The 23291-nt window shown below is 38.6% G+C and carries 22 protein-coding genes and 1 riboswitch; of the genes, 16 read left to right on the forward strand and 6 right to left on the reverse strand.

Features of this window, described 5'->3' with window-relative positions; genetic code table 11:
• Positions 1-185: 185 nt before the first annotated feature.
• Together EW028_RS02295 and EW028_RS02300 are read left to right on the forward strand one after the other, a co-directional pair.
• Positions 186-626 (forward strand): Dps family protein, encoded by a 441-nt coding sequence (locus tag EW028_RS02295; RefSeq protein WP_054550810.1) that lies wholly within the window; start codon positions 186-188, stop codon positions 624-626.
• 190 nt (positions 627-816) lie between these two features.
• The gene (locus EW028_RS02300; RefSeq protein ID WP_048390084.1) at positions 817-1254 is read left to right on the forward strand and encodes a general stress protein; all 438 of its coding nucleotides are present in this window, start codon (positions 817-819) and stop codon (positions 1252-1254) included.
• Between the two features lie 115 nt (positions 1255-1369).
• Here EW028_RS02300 and EW028_RS02305 read toward each other — a convergent pair whose 3' ends face one another.
• Positions 1370-1726: a hypothetical protein gene (locus tag EW028_RS02305; RefSeq protein ID WP_131519768.1), complete on the reverse strand. Its 357-nt coding sequence runs from the start codon at positions 1724-1726 to the stop codon at positions 1370-1372.
• A 134-nt stretch (positions 1727-1860) separates the two neighbouring features.
• Positions 1861-2760, reverse strand: coding sequence for a DMT family transporter (locus EW028_RS02310; RefSeq protein WP_004269389.1), 900 nt, complete (start codon positions 2758-2760; stop codon positions 1861-1863).
• A 133-nt stretch (positions 2761-2893) separates the two neighbouring features.
• Between EW028_RS02310 and EW028_RS02315 the strand changes: the two genes are divergently transcribed.
• From EW028_RS02315 to EW028_RS02335, 5 genes are all read left to right on the forward strand, one after another.
• Positions 2894-3775: a LysR family transcriptional regulator gene (locus EW028_RS02315; RefSeq protein WP_048390089.1), complete on the forward strand. Its 882-nt coding sequence runs from the start codon at positions 2894-2896 to the stop codon at positions 3773-3775.
• 71 nt (positions 3776-3846) lie between these two features.
• Positions 3847-4521 (forward strand): phosphopantothenoylcysteine decarboxylase domain-containing protein, encoded by a 675-nt coding sequence (locus EW028_RS02320; RefSeq protein WP_048390090.1) that lies wholly within the window; start codon positions 3847-3849, stop codon positions 4519-4521.
• A gap of 102 nt (positions 4522-4623) precedes the next feature.
• Entirely contained in the window at positions 4624-5226 is a 603-nt protein-coding gene (locus EW028_RS02325; protein ID WP_131519769.1) for a TetR/AcrR family transcriptional regulator, read from the forward strand.
• Positions 5210-6304: a DUF418 domain-containing protein gene (locus EW028_RS02330; RefSeq protein WP_131519770.1), complete on the forward strand. Its 1095-nt coding sequence runs from the start codon at positions 5210-5212 to the stop codon at positions 6302-6304. Before EW028_RS02325 ends, EW028_RS02330 begins: the two co-directional genes overlap by 17 nt.
• A 170-nt stretch (positions 6305-6474) precedes the next feature.
• Positions 6475-6570: riboswitch (SAM riboswitch) on the forward strand.
• A gap of 34 nt (positions 6571-6604) precedes the next feature.
• Positions 6605-6796 carry a YezD family protein gene (locus EW028_RS02335; protein ID WP_036218773.1) on the forward strand — a complete coding sequence of 64 codons (192 nt, stop codon included), beginning with the start codon at positions 6605-6607 and terminating at the stop codon, positions 6794-6796.
• A gap of 90 nt (positions 6797-6886) precedes the next feature.
• Here EW028_RS02335 and EW028_RS02340 read toward each other — a convergent pair whose 3' ends face one another.
• Complete coding sequence (locus EW028_RS02340) at positions 6887-7372, reverse strand: flavin reductase family protein (protein WP_131519771.1); 486 nt, start codon at positions 7370-7372, stop codon at positions 6887-6889.
• Positions 7373-7521: 149 nt separating this feature from the next.
• Here EW028_RS02340 and EW028_RS02345 point away from each other — a divergent pair, with 149 nt between their 5' ends.
• Positions 7522-8307 (forward strand): VOC family protein, encoded by a 786-nt coding sequence (locus EW028_RS02345; RefSeq protein WP_131519772.1) that lies wholly within the window; start codon positions 7522-7524, stop codon positions 8305-8307.
• 371 nt (positions 8308-8678) lie between these two features.
• On the opposite strand, the gene EW028_RS02350 is transcribed toward EW028_RS02345, so the two are convergent.
• Both EW028_RS02350 and EW028_RS02355 read right to left on the reverse strand, forming a co-directional pair.
• On the reverse strand, positions 8679-8957 hold the full coding sequence (locus tag EW028_RS02350) for an amphi-Trp domain-containing protein (protein ID WP_048390101.1): 279 nt from the start codon (positions 8955-8957) through the stop codon (positions 8679-8681).
• A gap of 145 nt (positions 8958-9102) precedes the next feature.
• Positions 9103-9303 carry a cold-shock protein gene (locus tag EW028_RS02355; protein ID WP_004269397.1) on the reverse strand — a complete coding sequence of 67 codons (201 nt, stop codon included), beginning with the start codon at positions 9301-9303 and terminating at the stop codon, positions 9103-9105.
• A gap of 213 nt (positions 9304-9516) precedes the next feature.
• Here EW028_RS02355 and EW028_RS02360 point away from each other — a divergent pair, with 213 nt between their 5' ends.
• From EW028_RS02360 to EW028_RS02390, 7 genes are all read left to right on the forward strand, one after another.
• On the forward strand, positions 9517-11196 hold the full coding sequence (locus tag EW028_RS02360; protein WP_131519773.1) for a formate--tetrahydrofolate ligase: 1680 nt from the start codon (positions 9517-9519) through the stop codon (positions 11194-11196).
• Positions 11197-11648: 452 nt separating this feature from the next.
• Complete coding sequence (locus tag EW028_RS02365) at positions 11649-13685, forward strand: hydantoinase/oxoprolinase family protein (protein ID WP_131519774.1); 2037 nt, start codon at positions 11649-11651, stop codon at positions 13683-13685.
• Positions 13686-13688: 3 nt separating this feature from the next.
• Positions 13689-15368, forward strand: coding sequence for a hydantoinase B/oxoprolinase family protein (locus EW028_RS02370; RefSeq protein WP_131519775.1), 1680 nt, complete (start codon positions 13689-13691; stop codon positions 15366-15368).
• A 12-nt stretch (positions 15369-15380) separates the two neighbouring features.
• Positions 15381-16133 carry an IclR family transcriptional regulator gene (locus EW028_RS02375; protein WP_054550817.1) on the forward strand — a complete coding sequence of 251 codons (753 nt, stop codon included), beginning with the start codon at positions 15381-15383 and terminating at the stop codon, positions 16131-16133.
• 22 nt (positions 16134-16155) lie between these two features.
• Positions 16156-17730: an OPT/YSL family transporter gene (locus tag EW028_RS02380; protein WP_004269402.1), complete on the forward strand. Its 1575-nt coding sequence runs from the start codon at positions 16156-16158 to the stop codon at positions 17728-17730.
• A gap of 16 nt (positions 17731-17746) precedes the next feature.
• Positions 17747-18790, forward strand: a complete 1044-nt coding sequence (locus EW028_RS02385; RefSeq protein WP_131519776.1) for an S-methyl thiohydantoin desulfurase domain-containing protein — start codon at positions 17747-17749, stop codon at positions 18788-18790.
• Between the two features lie 701 nt (positions 18791-19491).
• The gene (locus EW028_RS02390; protein WP_112117768.1) at positions 19492-20106 is read left to right on the forward strand and encodes an HD domain-containing protein; all 615 of its coding nucleotides are present in this window, start codon (positions 19492-19494) and stop codon (positions 20104-20106) included.
• Positions 20107-20298: 192 nt separating this feature from the next.
• Here EW028_RS02390 and EW028_RS02395 read toward each other — a convergent pair whose 3' ends face one another.
• Positions 20299-21705 (reverse strand): pyridoxal phosphate-dependent decarboxylase family protein, encoded by a 1407-nt coding sequence (locus EW028_RS02395; RefSeq protein WP_131519777.1) that lies wholly within the window; start codon positions 21703-21705, stop codon positions 20299-20301.
• A gap of 101 nt (positions 21706-21806) precedes the next feature.
• Between EW028_RS02395 and pdxR the strand changes: the two genes are divergently transcribed.
• The gene (gene pdxR / locus EW028_RS02400) at positions 21807-23270 is read left to right on the forward strand and encodes a MocR-like pyridoxine biosynthesis transcription factor PdxR (RefSeq protein ID WP_131519778.1); all 1464 of its coding nucleotides are present in this window, start codon (positions 21807-21809) and stop codon (positions 23268-23270) included.
• Positions 23271-23291: the final 21 nt, after the last annotated feature.

Below are 23291 nucleotides of genomic sequence, written 5' to 3' on the forward strand. Positions count from 1 at the left end.
ATTATAACGAAACTATTTCGGAAAGTGAAATAATTTCATAGAATAGTTGAAATATTCTTACTCTAAATCGTTTCTCATGAAGGATGTTTGAAATATTGTCGGTCGGGAACAATGAGTGTATAGCCAACATCTTTTATGACTCATACTAATGGCTAGAACAAGACATATTGGAGGAGAAATTGATTATGACACAAAACTTAAACAAACAATTAAATAAGCTAGTGGCGACGTGGTCTGTGCTTTATACAAAGCTACACAATTATCATTGGTATGTCACAGGTCCAGCCTTCTTTACACTGCATGCAAAATTTGAAGAGCTATATAATGAAACAACATTGAATTTAGATGAAATAGCAGAGCGTATTTTATCAAAGGATGGCAAGCCAGTGGCAACATTAAAAGAGCATCTAGAGCTATCCTATGTAGATGAAGCAACAGGTGAAGAAACGACAGAGGACATGGTTGCAACGACAATCTCAGATTTCCAAAAGCTGATGAAAGCTTTAAATTCTACAATGGAGCTAGCTGCAGAAGAAGGAGACGACCGTACAGAGGATTTACTCAATGCCATGTATCAGTCTCTTGAAAAGCATACATGGATGTTAAAGGCCTTTCTTGACAAGTAAAAATTGACAATTTGCATGCTGAAGAAGAAATTCTCTCCAGCATGCTTTTTTTCTGCCCTAAACTTATTATGTCAAATCAGCAACGTAGTTTAAGGCAATTTAACAATTATTACAGTTTAGTAAATTGGGTTTGTTTGTGTGTAGTGCGGGTAATTACCTAGTAAGCCATACAACATAGGAGGAATTGAACATGATGAATGAACAAAATCCAAAAATTGAGGTGGCCCATACAAGGGATGAAATGCTTCACATTTTAGAGAATATGCGAATGGAAGGTTATCACCAAGACGATATTCATATTATTGCGAGAGATCCCCAACAGTTTGAGGATGTAAAATGGGATGCCGATGTGCAAACGCATGAGGCTGGAAATTGGGTAGATCAATTTAAATCTTGGTTTACAGGCGACTCAGCCGTTACAGAGGGTTTAAAACGATTTAATCTGTCAGAGGGACAAATCGCTTACTATGCGCATCTTGTAGAACAAGGAAGTATTGTCTTATATGCAGAACATGAGGATGATGTTGATACACTCCAAACATATCCAGAGACAGCTGAAGAGCAAGAGGAGCGTTTAAGAAATCAACAGCGTATGGCAGAGGCAGAGCAATATAGAAGATTTTTATAATGAATCAAACTAACGAGATATGACTATTCCTCGCTAGTTTGAATATAGACAAAGTCGATTGTTTCGACTTTGTCTATTATTTTATCTAGCATTTCTTGAAAAGAAGGGCTATTTTTTAAATGCCATCTTTATATTTAGAAATGTTATTTTTCGCATTTAGTATTGAGAGAATAGGATCACTTGTTTTCTTTTTAAAAGGTTGCGAAAGCAGGTCTTGTAAATTAGTAGATTCTCTAATATCAAGGCTTTGTTTGGTTTCCATGAGGAGAACCCTTTGTCCTGTTGGTTTGACAAGGTATTGACGTACATAGCCATTTTCGTATCTGACCTCAGTTTTCGATTTGTTCTTTTTTTCGTCTTCCTCTTCACGGCCACCGACATGTCTCATTAAATCCAGTAGGTTTTGTGTTTGAATTGGTTGATTATCCTTGTTTGGTAAATAATATGACGTATGTAAGGTTTGAAATTGCATGTATGAATCTCCTTTATTTTCGTACCTGTAAAAATTAGTCTATTTTACATGCAATCGTGCTATAAAATCAATACATAGTAAAAGGAAGCTTGAGAAATAACGCTCAGCTTCCTTTTTTATTCATATGCACTATATTATTGTATGACTTTTTCCTGTGCATCCTTTTTCATAAAACGTAATACATGGAAATGCTCTAATTGTGCTACTAAATTCCCTATAAGAATGAAGCTGCCACCAATCATTAATTTCATTGTTATGCCTTCTCCGATAAACATCATGGCAAACATAGCGGCAAAAATTGGTTCTAAGGAGAATATAAGACCTGTATGTGTAGCAGAAGTATACTGTTGTGCAACAGTTTGACCCACAAAGCAAAACGCACTACAGATGATGCCAAGCCCTAAAATTGCAATCCAGGATATTGCTGAATTTGGCATTGTCGGTGTTTCGAATAGAAAGGTTAACACAAGTGCATAAATACCAGCAAAGCCAAGCTGATAAATTCCGTATGAAATGGACTCTACATTTCGTGTGAATGAGCTATTTAAAAGTAAATAAATTGAATAACATAACGCAGCAATTGCTACTAATAAATCACCTTTATGGAATGTGAATGAGCCGTGTGCTGTTAAAACGGTAATACCAATCATGGTACAAATGATCGCAAAGCTAACTGCTCGAGAAGGTAATTTTTTTTCAATAAAGCTGCTAAAAATCGGCACTAACACGACCGTTAGGCTCAAGATGAAGCCAGCATTTGAAACAGAAGTAGATTGTAAACCAAATAAACTTAACGCGAACACAATGAATAATAAAAATCCTTGAATAGCCGCATATTTTAATGTTTTACCATTTACTTTGATCATCCGTTTGTAAAAAATAAGTCCTGCTACGAAAAATGCGATGATACAACGTAATGCCACCACATTATAAACTGCCAACGTTTCTAGCCCCATGACCATAAAGGTATAAGAGAGCCCCCAAAACATTGTGACAATAACCATCAATACATTTGCTTTTCCTTGGATACTCATTATGTTCACCTACCATCTGTGTACTAAAACAGTTTTATACTAAAAATTACTATATATCTTGTGTTGTGATTAGTAAAACGAATGTTTATAATGAATAGGATTAAAAAAATTCATGTATATAGAGGGATTGCGGATGAGCTTAGTGAAATATGAGATTTTAACAAAGGTGGCAGAGGTGGCAAGCTTTACAAAAGCAGCTGATGCGCTAGGGTTAACACAATCTGCTGTGAGTCATGCCGTGTCGAGTTTAGAAAAAGAGTTTGGCTTTGCGCTCATTCATCGAAGTCGTGTGGGTGTGACATTAACGAGTGAGGGACAAACAATGCTAAGGGCAATGCGTCAGGTTTTGGATGCTCAAGAATTATTGCAACAGGAAGCAGCTCACATTCATGGCGTGACACGAGGTAAGGTTCGAATTGGTGTGATATCGAGTATTTCTTCCAATTGGATGCCAGAGATTGTTCGAATTATGGATAATCAATTTCCAGGGATACAGGTGGAGTTACGAGAGGGAGATTACTATGAAATTGAACAATGGCTTTTAAGTGGTGAAGTAGAAGCAGGATTTTTGAATGGTCAAAAGTCAGAGCAATATCAGTTCACTGAGCTCCAACAAGACCCATTATTATGTATTGTTTCGGATAAAAGTCCATTGTTTGATAAGACAGAAATTGATATCGTAGATTTAGAGGATATGCCATTTATTATGACTTCCTATAAAGGGACAAATGATGTCAAGGTGCTATTAGAGCAATATCATGTTAAGCCGAATATCCGCTTTGAGCTTTCCGAGGAGGTAGGGATTCTTTCCATGATTTCCCATCATTTAGGGATCAGTATTTTACCTCAGTTGGTTATTCAAAATTTACCGCCAACATTGAGAGCGATTCCATTAAAGCAAGGTGGCTACCGAACAATTGGTATTGCCATGAAACACCATGCTTCGCCCGTCACAAAGAAATTTGCAGAGATATTAAGTGCTTGGCTAAAAGAACAAAACAGCTCCCTAAAATAGTGGCTATTGAAGCCTATCCTTACATTACGTTAAAATAGTATTTGTATATATTTCAGAAAATAGGTGAGTGTATGGGGACATTACAGGGCAAAACCGTACTCATTACAAGTGGGGGAACACTTGAAAAATGGGATCGTGTACGAGGTCATACGAATTTATCAAAAGGCACAATGGGGTGTTATTTAGCAGAGGCGGCGCTGGCTGCTGGCGCTAACGTAGTATACATGCATGGTTACTTTGCACAGCTCCCAGAAAACCAAAATGATATGACATTGATTCAATTTGAAGGCATAGAGGATTTAGGACAAAAGGTGCGTCATGCAGTTCAACAACAACATGTCGATATCGTCATTATGGCGGCTGCGGGCTCTGATTGGGTCATTGACAAAGTATATGATCAATCAGGTAATTTAATGGAGGAAACGGGGAAAATGCCTTCTGACGAACCACCTATTATTCATTTTAAAAAAGCACCAAAAGTATTAGGTCAAATTAAGGGATGGCAACCGAATGTAACGTTAGTAGGCTTTAAGCTCGAAGCAACGAATGATGAGGAATTCTTGTTAGCTCGTGCCAGACTGCGTATGGAAACAGCCAATGCACAATTTATGGTAGCAAATAGCTCTCAGTCTTTATATGGGGGGGATGAACCTCATTGGATTGTACCTGCTGATGGACAGCCTCTTAAAGTAATGGGCAAGCAAAAAACAGCAGAAGCTTTAATGATGTATTTACAAAATCAATAAATATGAACTGTGTAGAGAAATATTTCTACGCAGTTTTTTCTTGTCTAAAAGGTTAGCATCCTATAATATTTACTTAACGGTCGGTAAAAAAGGAGGGTAATAATGGGAAATAAAGAACAAACTTTTCAAAAGATTATAGAAATTGCTTATGGGATGTTTGCGGAAAATGGATTTGAAAAAACAAGCTTAGCAATGATTGCTACAGAGGTCGGTATTTCAAAACCAGCCATTTACTATTATTTTCAATCAAAAGATCAATTAATCGCTTTCATATTTGATGAATTGTATAAAGAAATTCAACATGATGTCGCTGTGGAGTATAAAGAGCTTTCTTCTGCTAATTTTAAGGAGGAATTACTTAAGCTAGGCTATAAATCTATTGAGGCACAGGACAAGGACCCTTATTTTAATAAAATATTTAATCAATATGTACTATTAGCGGCCCGCGATGAAAACTATAAAAGACAATTAGTAGAGCTAGAAACAAGCTTTTTAACGAGCTTTGTTGCTATCCTACGATATGGCGTACAGCTAGGCGTGCTAGAGGATACTCCCCATATAGAAGCGAAGGCACAGATGCTAGCCCTCGTCTATGATAATATCGGTAATTTCATGTTAACAGGCAACCAATTGAACTATAGGGCTATTTGGAAGGAGGCAGTGAATAGCGTTATCCAAGGGGGCAAAGATGACAAAAAGAAATGATGATCGGCGCATTGAAGGTCTTGATTTTGCAAGAGCTCTCGCCATGCTTGGCATGTTCATTGTCAATTTTGGCGTCATAACAGGTTCTACAACGAATGGTTCAACATGGTTAATGGCCTTCCAACATCTTTTCGAGGGACGTGCTTCGGCCGTATTTGTCATGCTAGCAGGAATAGGGACAGCCTTAATGACTCGTCAGGCTAGAGAGAGTAAGGACCCAATCCTTCTTCGTCAAAATCGACTTACTTTGTGGAAGAGGGCGCTTTTGTTATTTACGATAGGGATTATATTATATGCAATCGGCTGGACAGGAGATATCTTACATTATTATGGCGTGTATATGTTTGTTGCTGCTTGTTTGATTGCCCAATCCAAGAAAATGATGATCTTCATAATTGGTGCCATCCTTATCCTTTCACAATGGCTTCAAATTCAATTTAGTTACCTTGCTGGTTGGCATCCAACATATGTGCTACTAGAGTATCTTGATTTTTGGACACCAGCTGGATTTATAAGAAATTTGATGTTTAATGGCTATCATCCACTATTCCCCTGGATTTGCTTCTTTCTGATAGGGATGGTAATGGGCACATTAGATTTAACAAATCATACATTAAGAAAAAACTTACTGGTGATAGGCTTATTGCTAGTCATCGTGACTGAGACTTGTTCAACGTTATTCATTAAGATGACAACCATTCATTTATTAGATGTAGAGAGTGCATTGTATTTATTTGATACAGGACCGATTCCACCGAATATGATGTATGTCCTCTCTAATTCGGCTTCGGCTATTGTTATCATTGTTGGCTCCATCTATCTTGTAGAGACATGTAAAAATAAAGTTATTCAATCTTTCATATTAACTGGACAAATGTCTTTAACGCATTATGTTGGCCATGTTGTTATAGGCATTGGAATACTAATTATTTGCCAAAAGCTGGAGAACCAAACACTTGCTTTTTCCATGCTGTATGCCTGCTGTTATTTTTTAGGATGTGTCGTGGTTTCTGTATGGTGGAGGACTAAACATCATCGAGGCCCACTTGAATTCATGATGAGGAAATGGAGCTTGTAATAAATTAATGGATTGCCATCTATTTCTCACTGACTAGGCATAAAATACTTTAGGTATAGGGAGTCTTTTAATCTAAACGACATATTGCATAGTATTCAACTAGGTTTTCTAATATTTTGTATTGACATTCCTATAGCAGAATTATAGAATTATTTTCAAGAAACGCAGTACTCTTATCAAGAGAGGTGGAGGGACTTGGCCCAATGAAGCCTCGGCAACCGAACAACAGGTGCCAAATCCAACAGATGGTGTCTGAGAGATAGGAGGGGCTATCAATCAGTTTGATGCGTTGGCCTCTTTATGAACAATAAGGATAAAAAAGAAGGGGTGTATCGTATGGCTCAGTCAGTAAAAGTAGATGATAAGAAACTAGAGGCAATTGCGAAGGCGATTCAAAATCTTGAATTTGGTGAAGTGCATATTACGATTCAAGATGGTGTGATTGTGCAAATTAATAGGCTTGAAAAGCAGAGATTTCCGCAGAAAAAATAACAATGATTTCAGTAGAACTTATGTCAAACGGCCACCTATAAGCATGAAGGATTTCCTGTGCTTACAAGTGGCCCTTTTTTTGTGTAAAGGCTAGCTATAAAAGCTTTTTGGTATGGGACCGATATGACGGCGATGATAAAGCAAAGGCTCTTTTTGAGCATTTGTAATGTCTACGACCTGCCCAATAAAAATGGTATGGTCGCCAGCATCGATTTGCTGAAATGTTTTACATTGTAAATTAGCTGCTGTATCATGTAAAATCGGTAGTCCTAAAGAGGAAGTTGACCATTTTGCTTGTGCAAAGCGATCAGGGATTTTACTGGCAAATAGTGTACATAAATGCTCTTGATCACTCGCTAAAATATTGACCGCAAAATTTGGCGAAGTCGTGAAATAAGGATGGAGCTGAGATTTTTTATCGAGTGACCACAAAATAAGGAGCGGGTCGATTGAAACAGATGCAAAGGAATTGACGGTTAAGCCAATCGGTTTTGTGTCATGACATGTCGTGACAACTGTTACGCCTGTAGGATAATTACCTAATGCCAATTTAAAAGCAGCTACTAAATCTGTCATTCAAATCACCTCTTTATGAAATTAGTGAACGGAGTTTGTAGGTAAACGAAACTTTTTTTCATATCCTACTAGTAACTCCTTTTCTTGAGTAAATTTTAAACTAATCAAACATACAGGTAAAGGTAATGGGGAAAGAAAGGGGAATGGCCATGACTTTATATTTTGATCATTTGGTTCATCAAGTGGAATCACCAGAAAATATAAAGGTTTTCTTCAATAAACGAAATGTCCATACAGTGAATGGTGGGCAGCACACGATGTGGGGGACTTATAATACGTTAAGCTACTTTGGCTTAAGCTATATTGAACAAATTGCTATCTATGATCGTGATTTATTTGAGCAAGCGGCACAATACCCATATTCCCTACATTATACGTTTAAACGTGATCAAGAGCGCCAGGGATTTTCTCGAATTGCTCTGCGCACAAAAAATATTGAGGAAGAGGGTCGACGCTTGCGAGCATTGGGCTATGAAGTATATGGACCAGATGCATGTAGCAGAACAAGACCAGATGGCACTGTGGTAGAATGGAAGCTATTGCATTTTGGTAAGCCAGATCTGCCAATTGATTTTCCATTTTTGATTGAATGGGCGGAGGCAGATGAAGAGCGTTTGGTTCAATTAAAGGCAAGTGGTGCCATTGATGTCAAACAGGCTATAACCATGGAATCCGTCCAATTCTACGTCAAGGACATGCAGGCAACAGTACAACTGTGGCAAGAGGTGTTACAGCTACCAGTGCCTACGCAATATGAGCAGTATATGTCACTACAGCTACCGAATATGCGTTTAGATTTCTATGAGGAAGAGAGCGCGATGACAATGACACTTGGTCATGTCAAAGAGGGACCATTTGGTGTGACATTAAAGGATTCTAAACGAACAAAGGAAACTTTAGTTTGCCCTGGTGCTTTTTATTGGATAAATCGATAAGGAGAAAAGGCTGGAACATCACTAACAGGGACCTTCATTAAGCCGAATAATCTTTACATTAACAAACATGATAACTAGAAAAACCGAACTATTCCGAAACACTTCGTAAGCGTTTTAGTGGATAGCTCGGTATTTTTATGGGCTGAAACACTTTTGCTCTCGCCTTTTTACATAAGTATTGAAAAACAAAACCATCAATAGAATTTATTATGCTGGCTACTTGCTTTCCTGTGGATTTAGCGTTATAGAGGAGACCCTGGAGCGAAATCACCCCCTCACCTTGCTAAAAAGTTTTAGCAGTGACATGATCTTTAATTCAACAATATGGAAAAATCCACTTCATCAGAGAAGTGGATTTTCGTTGCCAATTATTATTCAATTGTCATTTTTTTCGGTGTTTCTGTACCTGTATACCAATCAAATTCAATTTCAAATGAATGCTTGTCGCCCTTTTTTGTATAGGAGTATTCGATTTTGAGCTGTTCACTTGGGCTGACAACTGTTGGCTCTGTGTCTTGAACAAAAGTGAATTCACCATTTTCTTTAAGCTTTTTTGCAATCGTTTCCAGTGTTGCTGCAAATTCTGCTACACTTTGTCGTTCTTTATGCTTCAAAATAACTTCAGTCATGGGTTTATTTTGTTTTTGCATCGAGATCCCTCCTTACGTATTGTTACTTCTATTATAACATGGAGGGGGCATTCAGCTTATAAAACAATACAAAAAGCGGATGAAGGAAACGATGCATTTCCTAATCTGCTGCTAATCTGGAACTACATGGATAGCCCCATTATGCTTATAGTTTTACAACATTTGATGCTTGGGGTCCACGATTGCCTTCCACAACATCAAATGAAACCTTTTGACCTTCTTCAAGTGTACGGAAGCCTTCCTCCTGGATGCCCGTAAAATGAACAAATACATCTTCGCCATCATCACATTCAATAAAGCCATAACCTTTTTCATTATTGAACCACTTTACGATCCCCTGTTGCATAAGCATTCGCCTCCAATGCGCTTGAATGTAAAATAAAGTTAAATAAATGGTGCACTCATTGAGAAAATGTGAAAAAATTGCATTTTCTCTTAGAACATACAGGAATTGAACAAAGATGTCAATTGATTGACGAAATGCTTGCATATCTGGCTTTCTTTTTTTTCACAATTAAGACTATAATGGAAATGAACAACATAGAAAGTAGGATGCCAAATGACAACGAAAAATCAACCATTATCAGATTTAGAAATCGCTAGTCAAGCAGTGATCAAACCTATTACGGAAATTGCCAATGCTGCGGGTATTCCAGAGGATGCTCTTGAACAGTATGGCCGCTACAAAGCAAAGATCGACCCATTAAAAATTACTGCTCAGGGCGAGGATGCAAAGGTAGTATTAGTATCAGCTATTAGTCCAACCCCAGCTGGTGAAGGAAAGTCGACTGTGACTGTTGGACTAGCAGATGCCCTTCATCAATTAGATAAGAAGGTGATGGTCGCATTACGTGAACCATCATTAGGTCCAGTTATGGGCGTAAAAGGTGGCGCAACTGGCGGAGGTTACGCACAAGTTATACCAATGGAGGATATTAATTTACATTTTACTGGCGACCTTCATGCGATTACAACAGCTAACAATGCTTTATCCGCATTTATTGATAATCATATCCACCAAGGTAATACACTTAACATTGATCCACGACGCATTATTTGGAAGCGTGTCATGGACTTAAATGATCGTGCCCTTCGTAAGGTAGTGGTGGGATTAGGTGGTCCTGTTCAAGGCATGCCGCGTGAGGATGGCTTTGATATTACGGTTGCCTCTGAAATTATGGCAGTATTCTGTTTAGCAACAAGCATTGAGGATTTACGTGAGCGAATCGCTAGTATCGTGATTGGCTATACTTTCGAGCGTGAGCCTGTCTTTGTGCGTGATTTACAGGTAGAGGGTGCCTTAACACTATTATTAAAAGATGCCTTTAAGCCAAACCTAGTTCAAACATTAGAGGGAACACCTGCTATTATCCATGGTGGTCCATTTGCGAATATTGCTCACGGCTGTAATTCCATTATGGCGACACAAACCGCTCGTAAGCTAGCTGATATTGTGGTGACAGAAGCGGGCTTCGGCTCTGATTTAGGTGCTGAAAAATTCATGAACATTAAAGCTCGTAAGGGAGGCTTTAAACCAAGCGCAGTTGTCATTGTAGCGACAATTCGTGCCTTAAAAATGCATGGAGGTGTACCGAAAACAGCGCTTGTAGGCGAAAATGTGGAAGCACTTCTACAAGGGATTGAGAATTTAGCTAAACATGTAGATACAGTTCGTACATTTGGCGTTGAACCAATTATTGCGTTAAATCGTTTTATCACGGACACAGAGGCTGAGCTAGAAGCCGTTCTAAACTGGTGTCAAGAAAATCATGTTCGCATTGCCCGTACAAATGTCTGGGAAGAGGGCGGTAAAGGTGGTCTAGCCTTAGCTGAGCAAGTACTAGCTGTGCTAGAGGAAGAAAACAACTTCTCTCCTTTATATGATATAACGGAGTCGATTGAAGAAAAGGTACGTACGATTGTGCAAAAGGTATATGGCGGGAAAGATGTACAATTTACAGACCAAGCCAAAAAACAAATTGCCCAAATCGAAAAATTTGGTTGGGACTCCCTTCCAATTTGTATGGCGAAAACCCAGTATTCTTTATCAGACCAACCAAGTTTACTTGGTCGTCCAGAAGGCTTTACCATCACAATTCGTGAAGTTATTCCAAAGCTTGGTGCAGGCTTCTTAGTTTGTCTAACTGGCGATATTATGACAATGCCAGGACTTCCAAAAGCACCAGCTGCTCTACGCATGAATGTCGACAACGAAGGACATGCGGTAGGATTGTTCTAAATGATATTAAAAGCTGCCTACTTAAATCGGCAGCTTTTTTTTATTGATAATTTTGGTAAATTTGGTTCGTTGGAAGTGACCTAACTCATCGACTATCTACAATGCAAACATGGTATAAAAGTGAAATTTCGGATGCTTCCTGCCTCTACTCCTTGAGTGAAAATTCGCAAAAATTAATTTTTTTAAGTGATTTTAAGATTCTAGTGAAAACTAGGATCTTTTTTATGTTGCACAAAAATCACGAGAACTTTCCTTATATAAATGTATTTGGTATTTTTTATCAATAGTTCTCTGATATTGGAAAGATAGAGCGGGTTTTTACAACGAAGGACAATTGTCAAATGAATTTTTATTTAAAAAATACATTGAATTTTCTTTTTCTTTTAAATATAATTTATTTAATTCTAATTCGGAACACTGTACCGATTATAGGAACACGGAGGGATGAAGTCTTGAAAATCGCAACAGATATTGGCGGTACTTTTACTGACCTAGTTTTCACAGATGAAAAAGGAAATCTTCATTTTGATAAGGGACATACGACACCTGGTCACTTTGAGGATGGCATATTAAATGTATTAGGACGACATGTAACGGAAGATTCTTTCATTGAATCATTTATTCATGGATCGACGGTTATCATCAATACATTAACGGAAAGAAAAGGGGGCGTAGTTGGGTTAATTACAACAAAAGGTTTCCGTGATGTTATAGAAATTGCTCGTGGAAATCGACCAGACTTATATAACTTTAAATATAAAAAGCCAGAACCATTTGTAGAGCGTTATTTACGTCAAGAAATTGATGAGCGAATTGATTTTAAAGGAAATATTATGAAAGCGCTTAATACCGAGGAAGTTGACGAGATCGTATATAAATTTAAGGAATTAGGTGTTGAGGCGATTGCCATTTCCTTGATACACGGCTATAAAAATCCAATTCATGAACAACAGTTAAAAGAAGCCATTTTAAAAATTTGGCCCGACGTATATATCACACTTTCAAGTGAAACGATTAAAGAATACCGTGAGTATGAAAGAACAAACACAACAGTCCTTAATTCTTATGTAAAGCCAATTGCACATGCCTACTTAAAAAGCCTAAAAGAGAAATTAAGCACAATTGGCATTACAGACCATTTAAAAATTATGCAATCGAATGGCGGGACTACAAGCTTTGATAAAGCAATGGAGCTACCAATCAACCTCGTTGAATCTGGACCTGTAGCAGGGATGTTTGGGGCAGCTAAATTAGGTCAACTTTTAAATGAATCGAATATCATAGCTTTTGATGTTGGTGGGACGACAGCAAAATGTTCGCTTATTACAGATGGCAAAGTCAATGTTACAACAGATTACTATATTGAAAGAAATGAAAAATTTGCGGGCTATCCAATTAAAACACCTGTAGTGGATATTGTGGAAATAGGAAATGGCGGTGGCTCTATCGCACGTGTAGATCAGTTTGGCTCATTAAAGGTTGGACCAGATTCTGCTGGGGCAAAGCCAGGGCCTGTAGCATACGGCTTAGGGAATACACAGCCAACAATTACAGATGCCAATGTTTATTTAGGAAGATTATCCTTAGCAAACTTTGATAACCCAGTATCCATTGACAAAGTGGAGGAGGCTCTTGTTGAAGCAATTGCGAAACCATTTAATGTGTCAGCAGAAGAAGCAGCACAAGGTATTTTAGATATTGCAAACTCCAATATGTTAAATGCACTGAAGCTGATCTCTATTCGTAAAGGCTACGATCCTGAAGACTTTACAATGGTGGCATTTGGTGGTGGTGGTCCACTACATGCGATTAATTTAGCAGAAGAGCTTGGTATGAAAAAAGTCATTATTCCTTATGGCTCGTCCGTCTTCTCAGCATTAGGAATGATGATGACCGAATATCGACAAGATTACATTCAAACAAGTTTAATGAACTTTGACAAAGTCCATCTTGCGGCTATTCAAGAAAATATTGATCAAGTCATTGCCAATGCCTATGCAGATGCACCATTATCAAAGGATCATTATTATTTTGAAATTAATTATGATTTACGCTACAAAGGTCAAGAGCATGCTGTTAAATTAAACGCATCAGCTATTACGCTTGATGAAGAGGGGCTACTTGCATTAGCTGAAGCCTTCCACATCAAACATAAACAAGAGTTTTCTTTTGAATTACCAGCCACACCAATTGAGTTAGTCAACTTACATCTTACAATCTACGGGAAAGATGAGGCGGTTCAATTTAAAGAGCTAGACTTCTCTCATATCGACAATTCTACATGTATCAAGGCACAACGCAATTTATATGTGAAGGGAACAGGTTGGATAGAGGTCAATGTCTATGACCAACAAAAATTAGTACCTGGCTATGTCATTACAGGACCTGCAATTGTAGAAAATCCAACGTCTACGGTCGTAATCAATAATAATCAATCAATTGAAATTGATAAATACGGCAATTTAATAGTAGAGATGGAGGGGAAATAAAACATGAAAAAAGATGTTTTTGCAATAGAAATTATTCAAGATTCATTGCTAGCGATAGGCGATGAGATGTTTATAGCTCTAGCACGCTCTTCTATGAGTCCAGTTATCTATGAAGTATTAGACTATGCTTGTGGTTTAACAGATGCCAAGGGTAACTTAATTAGTCAAGGAAACGGTGTAACGAGCTTTATTGGGATGTTAAGTCCAATGGTACAGCGTGTAATTGAAAAGTTTGATAATGGGAAAAAACTACACGAAGGTGATGTCATTATTATCAATGACCCTTATGTTGGAGGTGGCTCGCATTTATCGGATGTGGGCTTAGTTCTCCCTATTTTCTACAACGGTGAAATTATTGCGTACTCTGCGAATAAAGCACACTGGACAGAGGTAGGTGGCATGGACCCTGGTTCGTTTACAAGTAATTCTAATGAAATCTATCAGGAAGGTTTACAGCTACCAGGTGTCAAACTTTATCATCAAGGTGAGTTGAACGATGCAGTCTATGAAATCATTTCTACGAATGTTCGTTTACCAGAGCTTTCAATCGGTGATATGTTTGCACAAGTAGCCGCCTTAAAAACAGGTGAAAAACGAATCGCAGAGCTTTGTCAGAAGTTTGGAGCGGAATCGGTGAAATTGTCCATTCAAAAATTATTGGACAAGGGTGAGAAAATAGTAGAGTATGAGCTTCAACACCTACCTAAAGGTGAATTTTATGCGGAGGACTATATTGAAGGGGACCCATTAAAGGGTGGACCTTATCCAATAAAAGTGAAAGTCACAATTAGTGATGAGGCGTTTATTTGTGACTTCAGAGGCTCACATCCTGCAGTCAATGTGCCAATGAACTGTTCTCAGTTTGGTTTAATGGCAAGTGTGCGCGTTATGTTCCTAGCATTACTTGGCGATATTGACGTAATTAACGAAGGTGTCTTTAAACGCTTAACGATTATCACAGATGATAATTCGATTGTTTCAGCTAAACGTCCACATCCTGTGTCGATGAATTTTGAGGCACGTATTGGGGCAGCTGATCTAATTTGGAAAGCTCTTGCGCCGCATTTACCAGAACGCTTATCTGCAGGGCATTTACAATCTGTTTGTACGTTTATTCTCACAGGAAAAAATCCTGAAAATGATGAGTCATTCCTAATTGTTGAGCCATCTGTTGGTGGCTGGGGAGCAGCGAATGACGAGGATGGGCAAAGCGGGCAATATTGTATGGGAGATGGTGAAACATATAATCTTCCAGTTGAAATTGCAGAAACAAAATACGGTATTCAAATTGATGAATATAGCTTAAATTGTGACGGTGCTGGTGCTGGTCAATTTAGAGGTGGCTTAGGTGTTCGCCGCGTTTATACAGTCAATCATGATGGTCAAAGGGTTTCTGTGAACTTAGGTAGACATCAATTCGCGCCATTCGGCTTAAATGGTGGTGGAGAAGGCTCTCACAACTATTTAATCATTCATAAAAAGGATGGAACAAAAATTGGACCAGTGGGCGTACTTGCCAATTATGAATTGCAAAAAGGCGATCGTATTGAGCTTGTGACAGCTACTGGTGGTGGTTATGGTCCTCCACATGAACGAAGCTCAGAGGCCATTGAACGTGATCTATTAAATGAATATATTTCTGTAGATGTAGCGAAAGAGCGATACGGTTATCAAAACGCTTAAAGGGAGAAATAGATGACTGTCAAGACATTAAAAAACTCATTGGATATACTAGAATGCTTTGCAACGACAGAAAATGCATTAGGTGTTCGTGAAATTTCACGCATGATGAAACTGCCGACAAGTGTCGTGCAAAGAACCATTAATACATTTACAGAAGCGGGTTATTTAATACAGGATGAACACACGAAAAAATATAAATTAGGTTATAAAATGTACCTTTTTTATGATGTGTTATCGAATTCAAAAGACCCTCACTCGACCATTTATGAATTGATGCAAAATCTTGCCAGTGAAATCAATGAATCAGTATTTCTTACTTATATGGACAATGAATACGGTGTCACAACGAAAATAGCCGAAAGCAATAAAAATGTAAAGTATGCGGTGTCTTTAGGAACAAAGACACCCCTTTACATCGGTGCTTCCTGTAAGGTCATGTTTGCTTATTTAGACGAGGACAGGCAACTGGAATTAATGGCCTTCTTTCATGAGGAACAATCGAAGGAAGAGCAGGTTTCTTTCCTAGCGTCATTAAAGGAAGAGCTTCAACAAATTCGCCAAAACAACTGGTGTGTTACCATCGGGGAGTATAATGAACATGCATTTGGCATTAGTGTACCGTTATTTAACTATAAAAAGGAAATCACTGCATCTCTTACAATTTCTGGGTTAGTATATGATTTAGATGATCAAAGGGAGAAAAATATGCTTGAACAGTTAGTGAAAGTAGCTCAGCAAATACAATCACACATTTCAAAATTATAACAACAATAGGGGAGCTGACACTATGAATAATAAAGTATTACATCCAAGGGCTTTAGAGCCTGTAACTCTACTAATGATCGTCTTAACATCTGTTGTGGGGGCAATTATTGGGATACAGCTGATTACGACTTTAGGGATTTCTGCCAATACATCAATCGTTGGGGCAATATTTGCGATGATTCTTGGAAGAATACCGATTGGCAAGCTAATTGCCTTTAAATCTGTACACAGACAAAATATTATTCAAACTGCCATTTCGGCAGCAACGTTCAGTGCAGCAAGTAGTTTAATGTTGCCAATTGGTATTCCATATGTATTAGGCTATGAAAATTTAGTATTACCATTGTTTATCGGTGTTATTTTAGCGATGTTTGTTGATGCTTTATTATTATATAAATTTTTCGATACAAAGATTTTCCCAGCAGCAGGTACTTGGCCACCAGGGATTGCAACAGCTGAAGCCATTAAGGCGGGCGATAAAGGCGGTAAGAATGCAAAGGTATTAATTGGTGGCGTGTTAATTGGTATCGTGGGATCTGTTTTGAAAATTCCAATGTCAGCTTTTGGGGTAGCGTTCATCGGTAATATTTGGGCACTGACGATGTTTGGGATTGGGCTTTTATTAAGAGGCTATTCTGTTCAATTATTTAATGTTGACTTAAATGCTTACTATATTCCACATGGCGTTATGATTGGTGCTGGGATTGTAGCACTTTTCCAAGTAGCTTTTGCCTTATTGAATAAAAAGTCGGCTAAAAAGTCAGAAGAGTTAAGCTATTCAAAAGATGCAAAAGAAATTCGACAAGCATTTGGTGTTGGGTTTATAGCATATTTAGCCATTGCTCTATTAATCGCTATTTTAGGCGGTATTATTTCACACATGTCTTTCGGTATGTTAATAGGATTCATCATCTTTGCAACGATTGCTGCATTTGTCCATGAGCTAATTGTAGGTATCGCAGCGATGCATGCGGGTTGGTTCCCTGCATTTGCAGTGGCATTTATTACACTGATTGTTGGTATTTTAATTGGTTTCCCCGCTCCAGCACTTGCATTACTAGCAGGGTATAGTGCTGCTACAGGGGTAGCATTTGCGGATATGGGCTATGACTTAAAAACAGGTTTCATTTTACGTGGTAATGGTAGTGATGTTGCATTAGAAAAAGAAGGTCGCAAGCAACAATTGATTGCTGGTATGCTAGCTTTTGCAATTTCCGCAGTTGTAGTATTGCTATCCTATAAATCTTATTTTGCACAGGATTTAGTAGCACCTGTTAACCATGTGTATGCAGCAACAATTCAATCAGGCGTTACAGGCGATGTAGCGAAACAATTAATGATTTGGGCGATTCCAGGTGCATTAATTCAGCTAATTGGTGGTTCAAAACGTCAAATGGGTATCTTATTTGCAACAGGTCTATTACTTGTCAATCCAATTGCTGGTTGGGCTGTCCTAGTGGGTATCTTACTACGTGTTATTTTCACATATGTGACGAAAGGTAAGAGAGAATCTGAAATGACAGTATTTGCAGCAGGTGTTATTGCTGGAGATGCTTTATATAGCTTCTTCACTTCTATTATCAAAATAGGGAAATAGAAAGGAGTCATGCTGAATGGCGAAAGGATTATCGTATGAGGATGGGATTGCGGCCGTTTATGGAGGAGCAATCCTTGGCGGAGGCGGCGGTGGTCTCCTAGAGGAAGGACTCAAGCTAGTGGAGGAAATCTTTGCAGCAGGCGAACCTCAAATCGTGGATATTACTGAATTAGACCAAGAAGATTTAGTTGCCTGTGTGGCAATGGTAGGTGCGCCATCAGCGGCCGATCAATATATTTCAAATGAACAGCTTTGTTGGAGCTATCGCAGTATGAACAACCATGTCAATCAACGTCTAAAGGGCATCATTACAAATGAAAATGGTGCCATCACGACGATCAATGGCTGGTTGCAGTCAGTCTTATTACAAGTACCTGTTGTGGATGCTCCCTGTAATGGACGAGCACATCCAACGGGCATCATGGGTTCTTTAAATCTCCATGAACAACAGGAATACCAATCTGTACAATTTTATGCAGGAGGAAAAGATGACTTCGCCGTCCAAGGCTTTGTGGAAGGGAATTTACACAGCACTGCAAAGACAGCACGCCAAGCTTCTATTTTAGCAGGCGGGCTAGTCGGGGTCACTCGAAATCCTGTAACGATTGACTATTTACAAAAACATGGCGCACCAAAAGCGATCACTATGGCCATAGAGCTTGGCTATCGCTTCTTAAATGGGCAAACCTTTGAAGAAAAGCTAGCCCAAGTGTTGCAGTATTTGAATGGCATGCACATCGTATCAGGCGCTGTCACAAATTATTCGTTAACAAAGGAAAATGGCTTCGATGTAGGGGAATTATCAGTGGGTGATTACCATCTGACGTTCTGGAATGAGTACATGACATTAGCGAAGGAAGGGCAGGTACAATCCAAATTCCCAGACCTCATCATGACGTTCGATATAGAAAAAATGATGCCAGTGCCAAGTGCAAGTATTAAAGAGGGGATGCATGTCGCAGTGATTCATGTAGACCAGTCTAACTTAAAATTAAGTACAACTATGCAAAACGAAGCACTATTGCGGGAAATTGATGAAGTGATCAAAGGCGTTCTATAAAGTAAGAAAATAAAACAGTAAAAGCTGCCATCATCTACTTGAATGTAAGATGGGCAGCTTTTATTTGTCCTTCAGCGGGATGGTAATACATTTTATCACAATCGTTCCTACTTCCTTTTTCACTTCATACATTGATGGCTTAAATGAATTTCTTACTGATTTGCACAACTCATCGAACGTGGTATTCACAAGCTGTAAGCAATTATCGTGTACGATTTTCATTAAAGGGAGGAGCTACGTTCATACATAATCAAGGTATTGACTAGAAGAAGGTAACAACCAGTAATGAAAAAACAATGCACTTCTGCTACAACTGGCGAAATCCTTTTGGTCATGCAACAAACTAACTTGTTGTTCACATTTTCGGCATGTACAGTTGGCTATGCGGGTTAAACAAAGAATTTCTAAGGGAAAGTGTTCACTTTTATTTGTTTAGATGATAGGTTTTCAATACGCACGTCATCTTTTAAACAGGTTATTCAATTGTAAGCCCGCTGAAGTTAATGTTAAATCTGTTAAACACACAGCTGTTGTACATTGCTGAAAAATATGAGGTACAGAACAAATAGCTGTTCTGTACGTTTATCATACAATATTCTGAAAAATTAGTCAATTGAAATGGATTTGATTTTTAATTTTTCTAGATTACCTCTTATGTAATAAAATACAGTATAATTTTGTAGGAAAGGAATGAGTAGACTATGAATCATTTAATGAATAAAGTACGTGAAATATATGAGCAATTTGATGCTAGTCATGATTTTCAACATATTGAACGTGTCTATCAAAATGCATTAGCTATCCTACATAGCGAGCCAACAGCAGATGAAGAAGTTGTGAAAATAGCGGTACTTTTACATGATGTCAGTGACAAAAAGTATACCGATAGCAAGGAAAAGGAAGAACAGCTTATTGCGGAATTACCTGTTAGTGAGGGTAAAAAGCAGCATATTCGAGATTGCATTGCTCAGGTGTCATTTAATGGTGGGAATGAGCTAGAAGCAACATCATTGGAAGCAAAAATCGTCCGAGATGCAGATCGTTTAGATGCGATTGGTGCTATTGGCATTGCCAGAACATTTGCTTATGGTGGCGCAAAAGGTCGCAAGCTTTATGATAAGGAAGAAGAAGCACGCACAAATATGTCAGAGTCAGAATATCGTCAAAACAATACCGCGTCTGTTACTCATTTTTATGAGAAATTATTACTGCTAAAAGATTTAATGGTGACGGAAAAGGGCAAGCAAATGGCACTTGAACGTCATCAATTTATGGAAAGTTTTTTAAAGCAACTCCAGCACGAAATCGGTCAATAGCACATAGCACAAAAACCGCCTTTTCAATTTGAAGGGCGGTTTTTGTGCTTCATTCGGCTATGGTCTTCGTAGTACAAAAATAATGAAGCGTGCATTTCCTATGGCAAGTAGCATTTTAGTTTTGTAGTGAATTATTGGAGGCGCAACAAATGAGGAATCCTTCATCATGCTACTCCATTACCATTTAATAGCTTAGATGGATTCATTAAAATAGGAGGATATCGCTGTTGTTAATGCTTCCCAAATGATTGTCAGGTCTGCTTGGGAAGTACGCCAATTACTGAAAGCCGCACGAATAGCTGGCATACCTTTGTAGACAGTTGGCGTCATGTATACTTTGCCTTGTTGATTTAAAGTTGTTAAAAATTGTTGGTTCATTTCAGCTGTCAGTGCCTCATGATTGACGGCGAAGCACACGATATTCAGTCGAACAGGTGCTAGCAATGTAAAGTAGGGACTGTCATCTATTTTTTGACCAAGCTGTTGTGCGAGTAATATATTTTCTTCTATTAATTGTTGGTAGCCCAATTTACCATAGGCCTGTAAAGAAAACCAAGCAGGTAGCGCACGAAAACGACGTGAATTTTCAGGTGTAAGATCACAGAAATCTGGATTTTCAAGGGAACTACCAAGATAGGCAGCATTATTTTGAAAAACGGTTGCTTGCAACGATTGATGACGGGTAAATTGCATAGCGGCATCATAAGGGACGTTCAGCCATTTATGTGCGTCAATTGTAATAGAATCTGCATAATTCATGCCCTCGACAAAGTGACGATACTTTGGTGAACAGGCTGCAAAGCCACCAAAAGCCGCATCGATATGAAGCCAGAAAGGGTACCGCCTTTTTAGCTCGCCAATTGCTTGTAAATCATCAAAGTCAACCGTATTGACGGTTCCAGCATTTGCTACAACAATACAAGGTTCATGTGGATTTGCTTCAAGAAACTGCTGTAATTTTGTGATGTCAATGGCTTCTCGCTGTTCTAGGCATAGGATAGTATGAATGGAATTTCTCCCCATGCCAAGCATAGAAGTTGCTTTGACAATACTTGAGTGGGGCGTTCCGCTCACAATCTTTATTGGAGGGATACCATAAAGACCATCCAGCGCAGTGTTTTTTCCATAGTGTTGTGCAATCCATTCCCTTGCTTGAGCAAGTCCTACAAAATTAGCCATCGTAGCTCCACTGACAAATGTTCCTCGATAATCATCGCTTAATAGCAATAACTCCTTAAGCATGTCAATTGTTGCAAGCTCCATTGAACCTGCAATAGAGCCCTTAGAATGGGATAAATTTTGATCGTAAACACTTACTAACCAATCTCCGACAATCGAAGCAGGGGTAGATCCACCTGTGACAAAACCTAAGTACCTTGAGCCTACACTACTATTTAAGCCTTCAGCAAATTGCTTTGTAAAATATTGAAGTGTTGCCTGAGCACCCTCGCCCACTTCTGGAAGTGTCGGAGTAGGAAGGCTAGAGGAATGGTTCGTTACAGCTCTATGCTCCAGATTAGTAAAAAAATTGGCTGCATGGTCAACTACCTCCATTAAAAGCGTTTTTATTTTTTCCTGATCTTGCTTCATGTTCATCATGTATCATCATTTCCCTTCTTTTTAACTTAGCTATTTCTGCCTCTACACTATATAGTGATATATATAACAGTCAAATGAAGACTATAACAGTTGGAGGTCCAATGGAAATAAAGCTGAATCGTCAGTCCGATCAATCTTTAATTGATCAAATTTCAACTATCCTTGCAGAAAAAATAAGATCAGAATTTTTACAGGAAGGGAGTCAATTACCTTCTATTCGGAGCTTTTCAAAAGAAAATCAAGTGAGCCCTGTCACGGTCAGTAAGGCATATGCCTTATTAGAAAGAAATGGTTATATTGAAGTGATACATGGCAAGGGGGCGTTTGTTCGAAACAAAGAACAAAGAAGCACAAATGAGAGCCGTAGTGATTATAATTGGCAACTAACCATTCCTGATTACATTCAACGTTCACAATCTATGTTAAATAAAAGAATGGAGTATGCGATCAAATTCTCAAGTGCTACCATCCACCCTGGGTTATTACCCTCTGTTTATTTGGTAAATGAAATTGTAGAAATATTACAGACAGATCCTCAGATTGTCGCTCGTTATGGAACGGTACAGGGGGATGAAGATGCACGAAAGGCAATTCGAGACTATGTACAAGCATATAGTAATATTGCCACAACACCAGAGGAAATTATTGTGACAAACGGTGTGCAACAAGGTATAGATATAGTGGCTAAAACATTTATTGGACCTGGAGATATTGTCATTACCGAAGCCCCTACATATACAGCAGCAATCGATGTCTTTAGAAATCGGGGGGCCCACATTATTCCCATACCAGTAGACGAGGAAGGAATGCAGACAACTCTTCTAGCGACACTCTGCCTAAGCAAACAACCAAAGCTTATCTATACAAATCCAACCTTTCACAATCCTACAGGCACAGTTTTAAGTGAAGTGAGAAGGAGCGAGTTACTGGATCTTGCCCAACAATATGGCTTTCTTATCGTAGAGGACGATTCATGGAATGAAATCTATTTTGACGATAACCCACCACCACCACCTCTGAAAGCTTTAGATACAAGGGGTCATGTTATTTATTTAAAAGGCTTTAGTAAGACGTTGGCCCCGAGCTGTAGAATCGGCGCTATCCTTTCAAAAGGTACCGTTCATCAACGACTTTTATCTGCCAAATCCAGTGCCGATTCGGGTAACCCCTTATTAACACAAAAGGCACTGATTCCATTTTTACGTTCAGACCGAATGCATGCCCATTTAGAAAAACTGCGCATTGCACTAGAGATAAGAAGGGATCAGACCATTGCATTGTTGAATAAGCATGCACCAAAGGGCGTTACGTGGATCGAGCCAAAAGGTGGACTTAATATTTGGGTGTCTTTACCTAGTAATGGCAATACGGATGAGCTGTTATGGAAGGCTCAACAAGCCCAAATTACCTTTTTACCAAGCTCAGCTTGTTATCCAGGAGAGCCACAATATCACCATCTAAGAATTAGTTACTCTTATCCTGAACCCCACGACTTAACACAAGGAATCATCAAGCTTTGTCAGCTTATGGAATCCTATTTACAGGACATGCCACCAGTTCGTTGATAGTTTGTTGTTCTTTGTTTA

The sequence above is a fragment of the Lysinibacillus sp. OL1 genome, assembly GCF_004332175.1.
GTDB classification, from domain to species: Bacteria; Bacillota; Bacilli; order Bacillales_A; family Planococcaceae; genus Lysinibacillus; species Lysinibacillus capsici.

Bases quoted from the DNA above. Each gene is read 5' to 3' on its own strand.
- EW028_RS02295 (WP_054550810.1), top strand. From the start codon at position 186: ATGACACAAAACTTAAACAAACAATTAAATAAGCTAGTGGCGACGTGG.
- EW028_RS02300 (WP_048390084.1), top strand. From the start codon at position 817: ATGATGAATGAACAAAATCCAAAAATTGAGGTGGCCCATACAAGGGAT.
- EW028_RS02305 (WP_131519768.1), bottom strand. From the start codon at position 1,726: ATGCAATTTCAAACCTTACATACGTCATATTATTTACCAAACAAGGAT.
- EW028_RS02310 (WP_004269389.1), bottom strand. From the start codon at position 2,760: ATGAGTATCCAAGGAAAAGCAAATGTATTGATGGTTATTGTCACAATG.
- EW028_RS02315 (WP_048390089.1), top strand. From the start codon at position 2,894: ATGAGCTTAGTGAAATATGAGATTTTAACAAAGGTGGCAGAGGTGGCA.
- EW028_RS02320 (WP_048390090.1), top strand. From the start codon at position 3,847: ATGGGGACATTACAGGGCAAAACCGTACTCATTACAAGTGGGGGAACA.
- EW028_RS02325 (WP_131519769.1), top strand. From the start codon at position 4,624: ATGGGAAATAAAGAACAAACTTTTCAAAAGATTATAGAAATTGCTTAT.
- EW028_RS02330 (WP_131519770.1), top strand. From the start codon at position 5,210: ATGACAAAAAGAAATGATGATCGGCGCATTGAAGGTCTTGATTTTGCA.
- EW028_RS02335 (WP_036218773.1), top strand. From the start codon at position 6,605: ATGAACAATAAGGATAAAAAAGAAGGGGTGTATCGTATGGCTCAGTCA.
- EW028_RS02340 (WP_131519771.1), bottom strand. From the start codon at position 7,372: ATGACAGATTTAGTAGCTGCTTTTAAATTGGCATTAGGTAATTATCCT.
- EW028_RS02345 (WP_131519772.1), top strand. From the start codon at position 7,522: ATGACTTTATATTTTGATCATTTGGTTCATCAAGTGGAATCACCAGAA.
- EW028_RS02350 (WP_048390101.1), bottom strand. From the start codon at position 8,957: ATGCAAAAACAAAATAAACCCATGACTGAAGTTATTTTGAAGCATAAA.
- EW028_RS02355 (WP_004269397.1), bottom strand. From the start codon at position 9,303: ATGCAACAGGGGATCGTAAAGTGGTTCAATAATGAAAAAGGTTATGGC.
- EW028_RS02360 (WP_131519773.1), top strand. From the start codon at position 9,517: ATGACAACGAAAAATCAACCATTATCAGATTTAGAAATCGCTAGTCAA.
- EW028_RS02370 (WP_131519775.1), top strand. From the start codon at position 13,689: ATGAAAAAAGATGTTTTTGCAATAGAAATTATTCAAGATTCATTGCTA.
- EW028_RS02375 (WP_054550817.1), top strand. From the start codon at position 15,381: ATGACTGTCAAGACATTAAAAAACTCATTGGATATACTAGAATGCTTT.
- EW028_RS02380 (WP_004269402.1), top strand. From the start codon at position 16,156: ATGAATAATAAAGTATTACATCCAAGGGCTTTAGAGCCTGTAACTCTA.
- EW028_RS02385 (WP_131519776.1), top strand. From the start codon at position 17,747: ATGGCGAAAGGATTATCGTATGAGGATGGGATTGCGGCCGTTTATGGA.
- EW028_RS02390 (WP_112117768.1), top strand. From the start codon at position 19,492: ATGAATCATTTAATGAATAAAGTACGTGAAATATATGAGCAATTTGAT.
- EW028_RS02395 (WP_131519777.1), bottom strand. From the start codon at position 21,705: ATGATGAACATGAAGCAAGATCAGGAAAAAATAAAAACGCTTTTAATG.
- pdxR (WP_131519778.1), top strand. From the start codon at position 21,807: ATGGAAATAAAGCTGAATCGTCAGTCCGATCAATCTTTAATTGATCAA.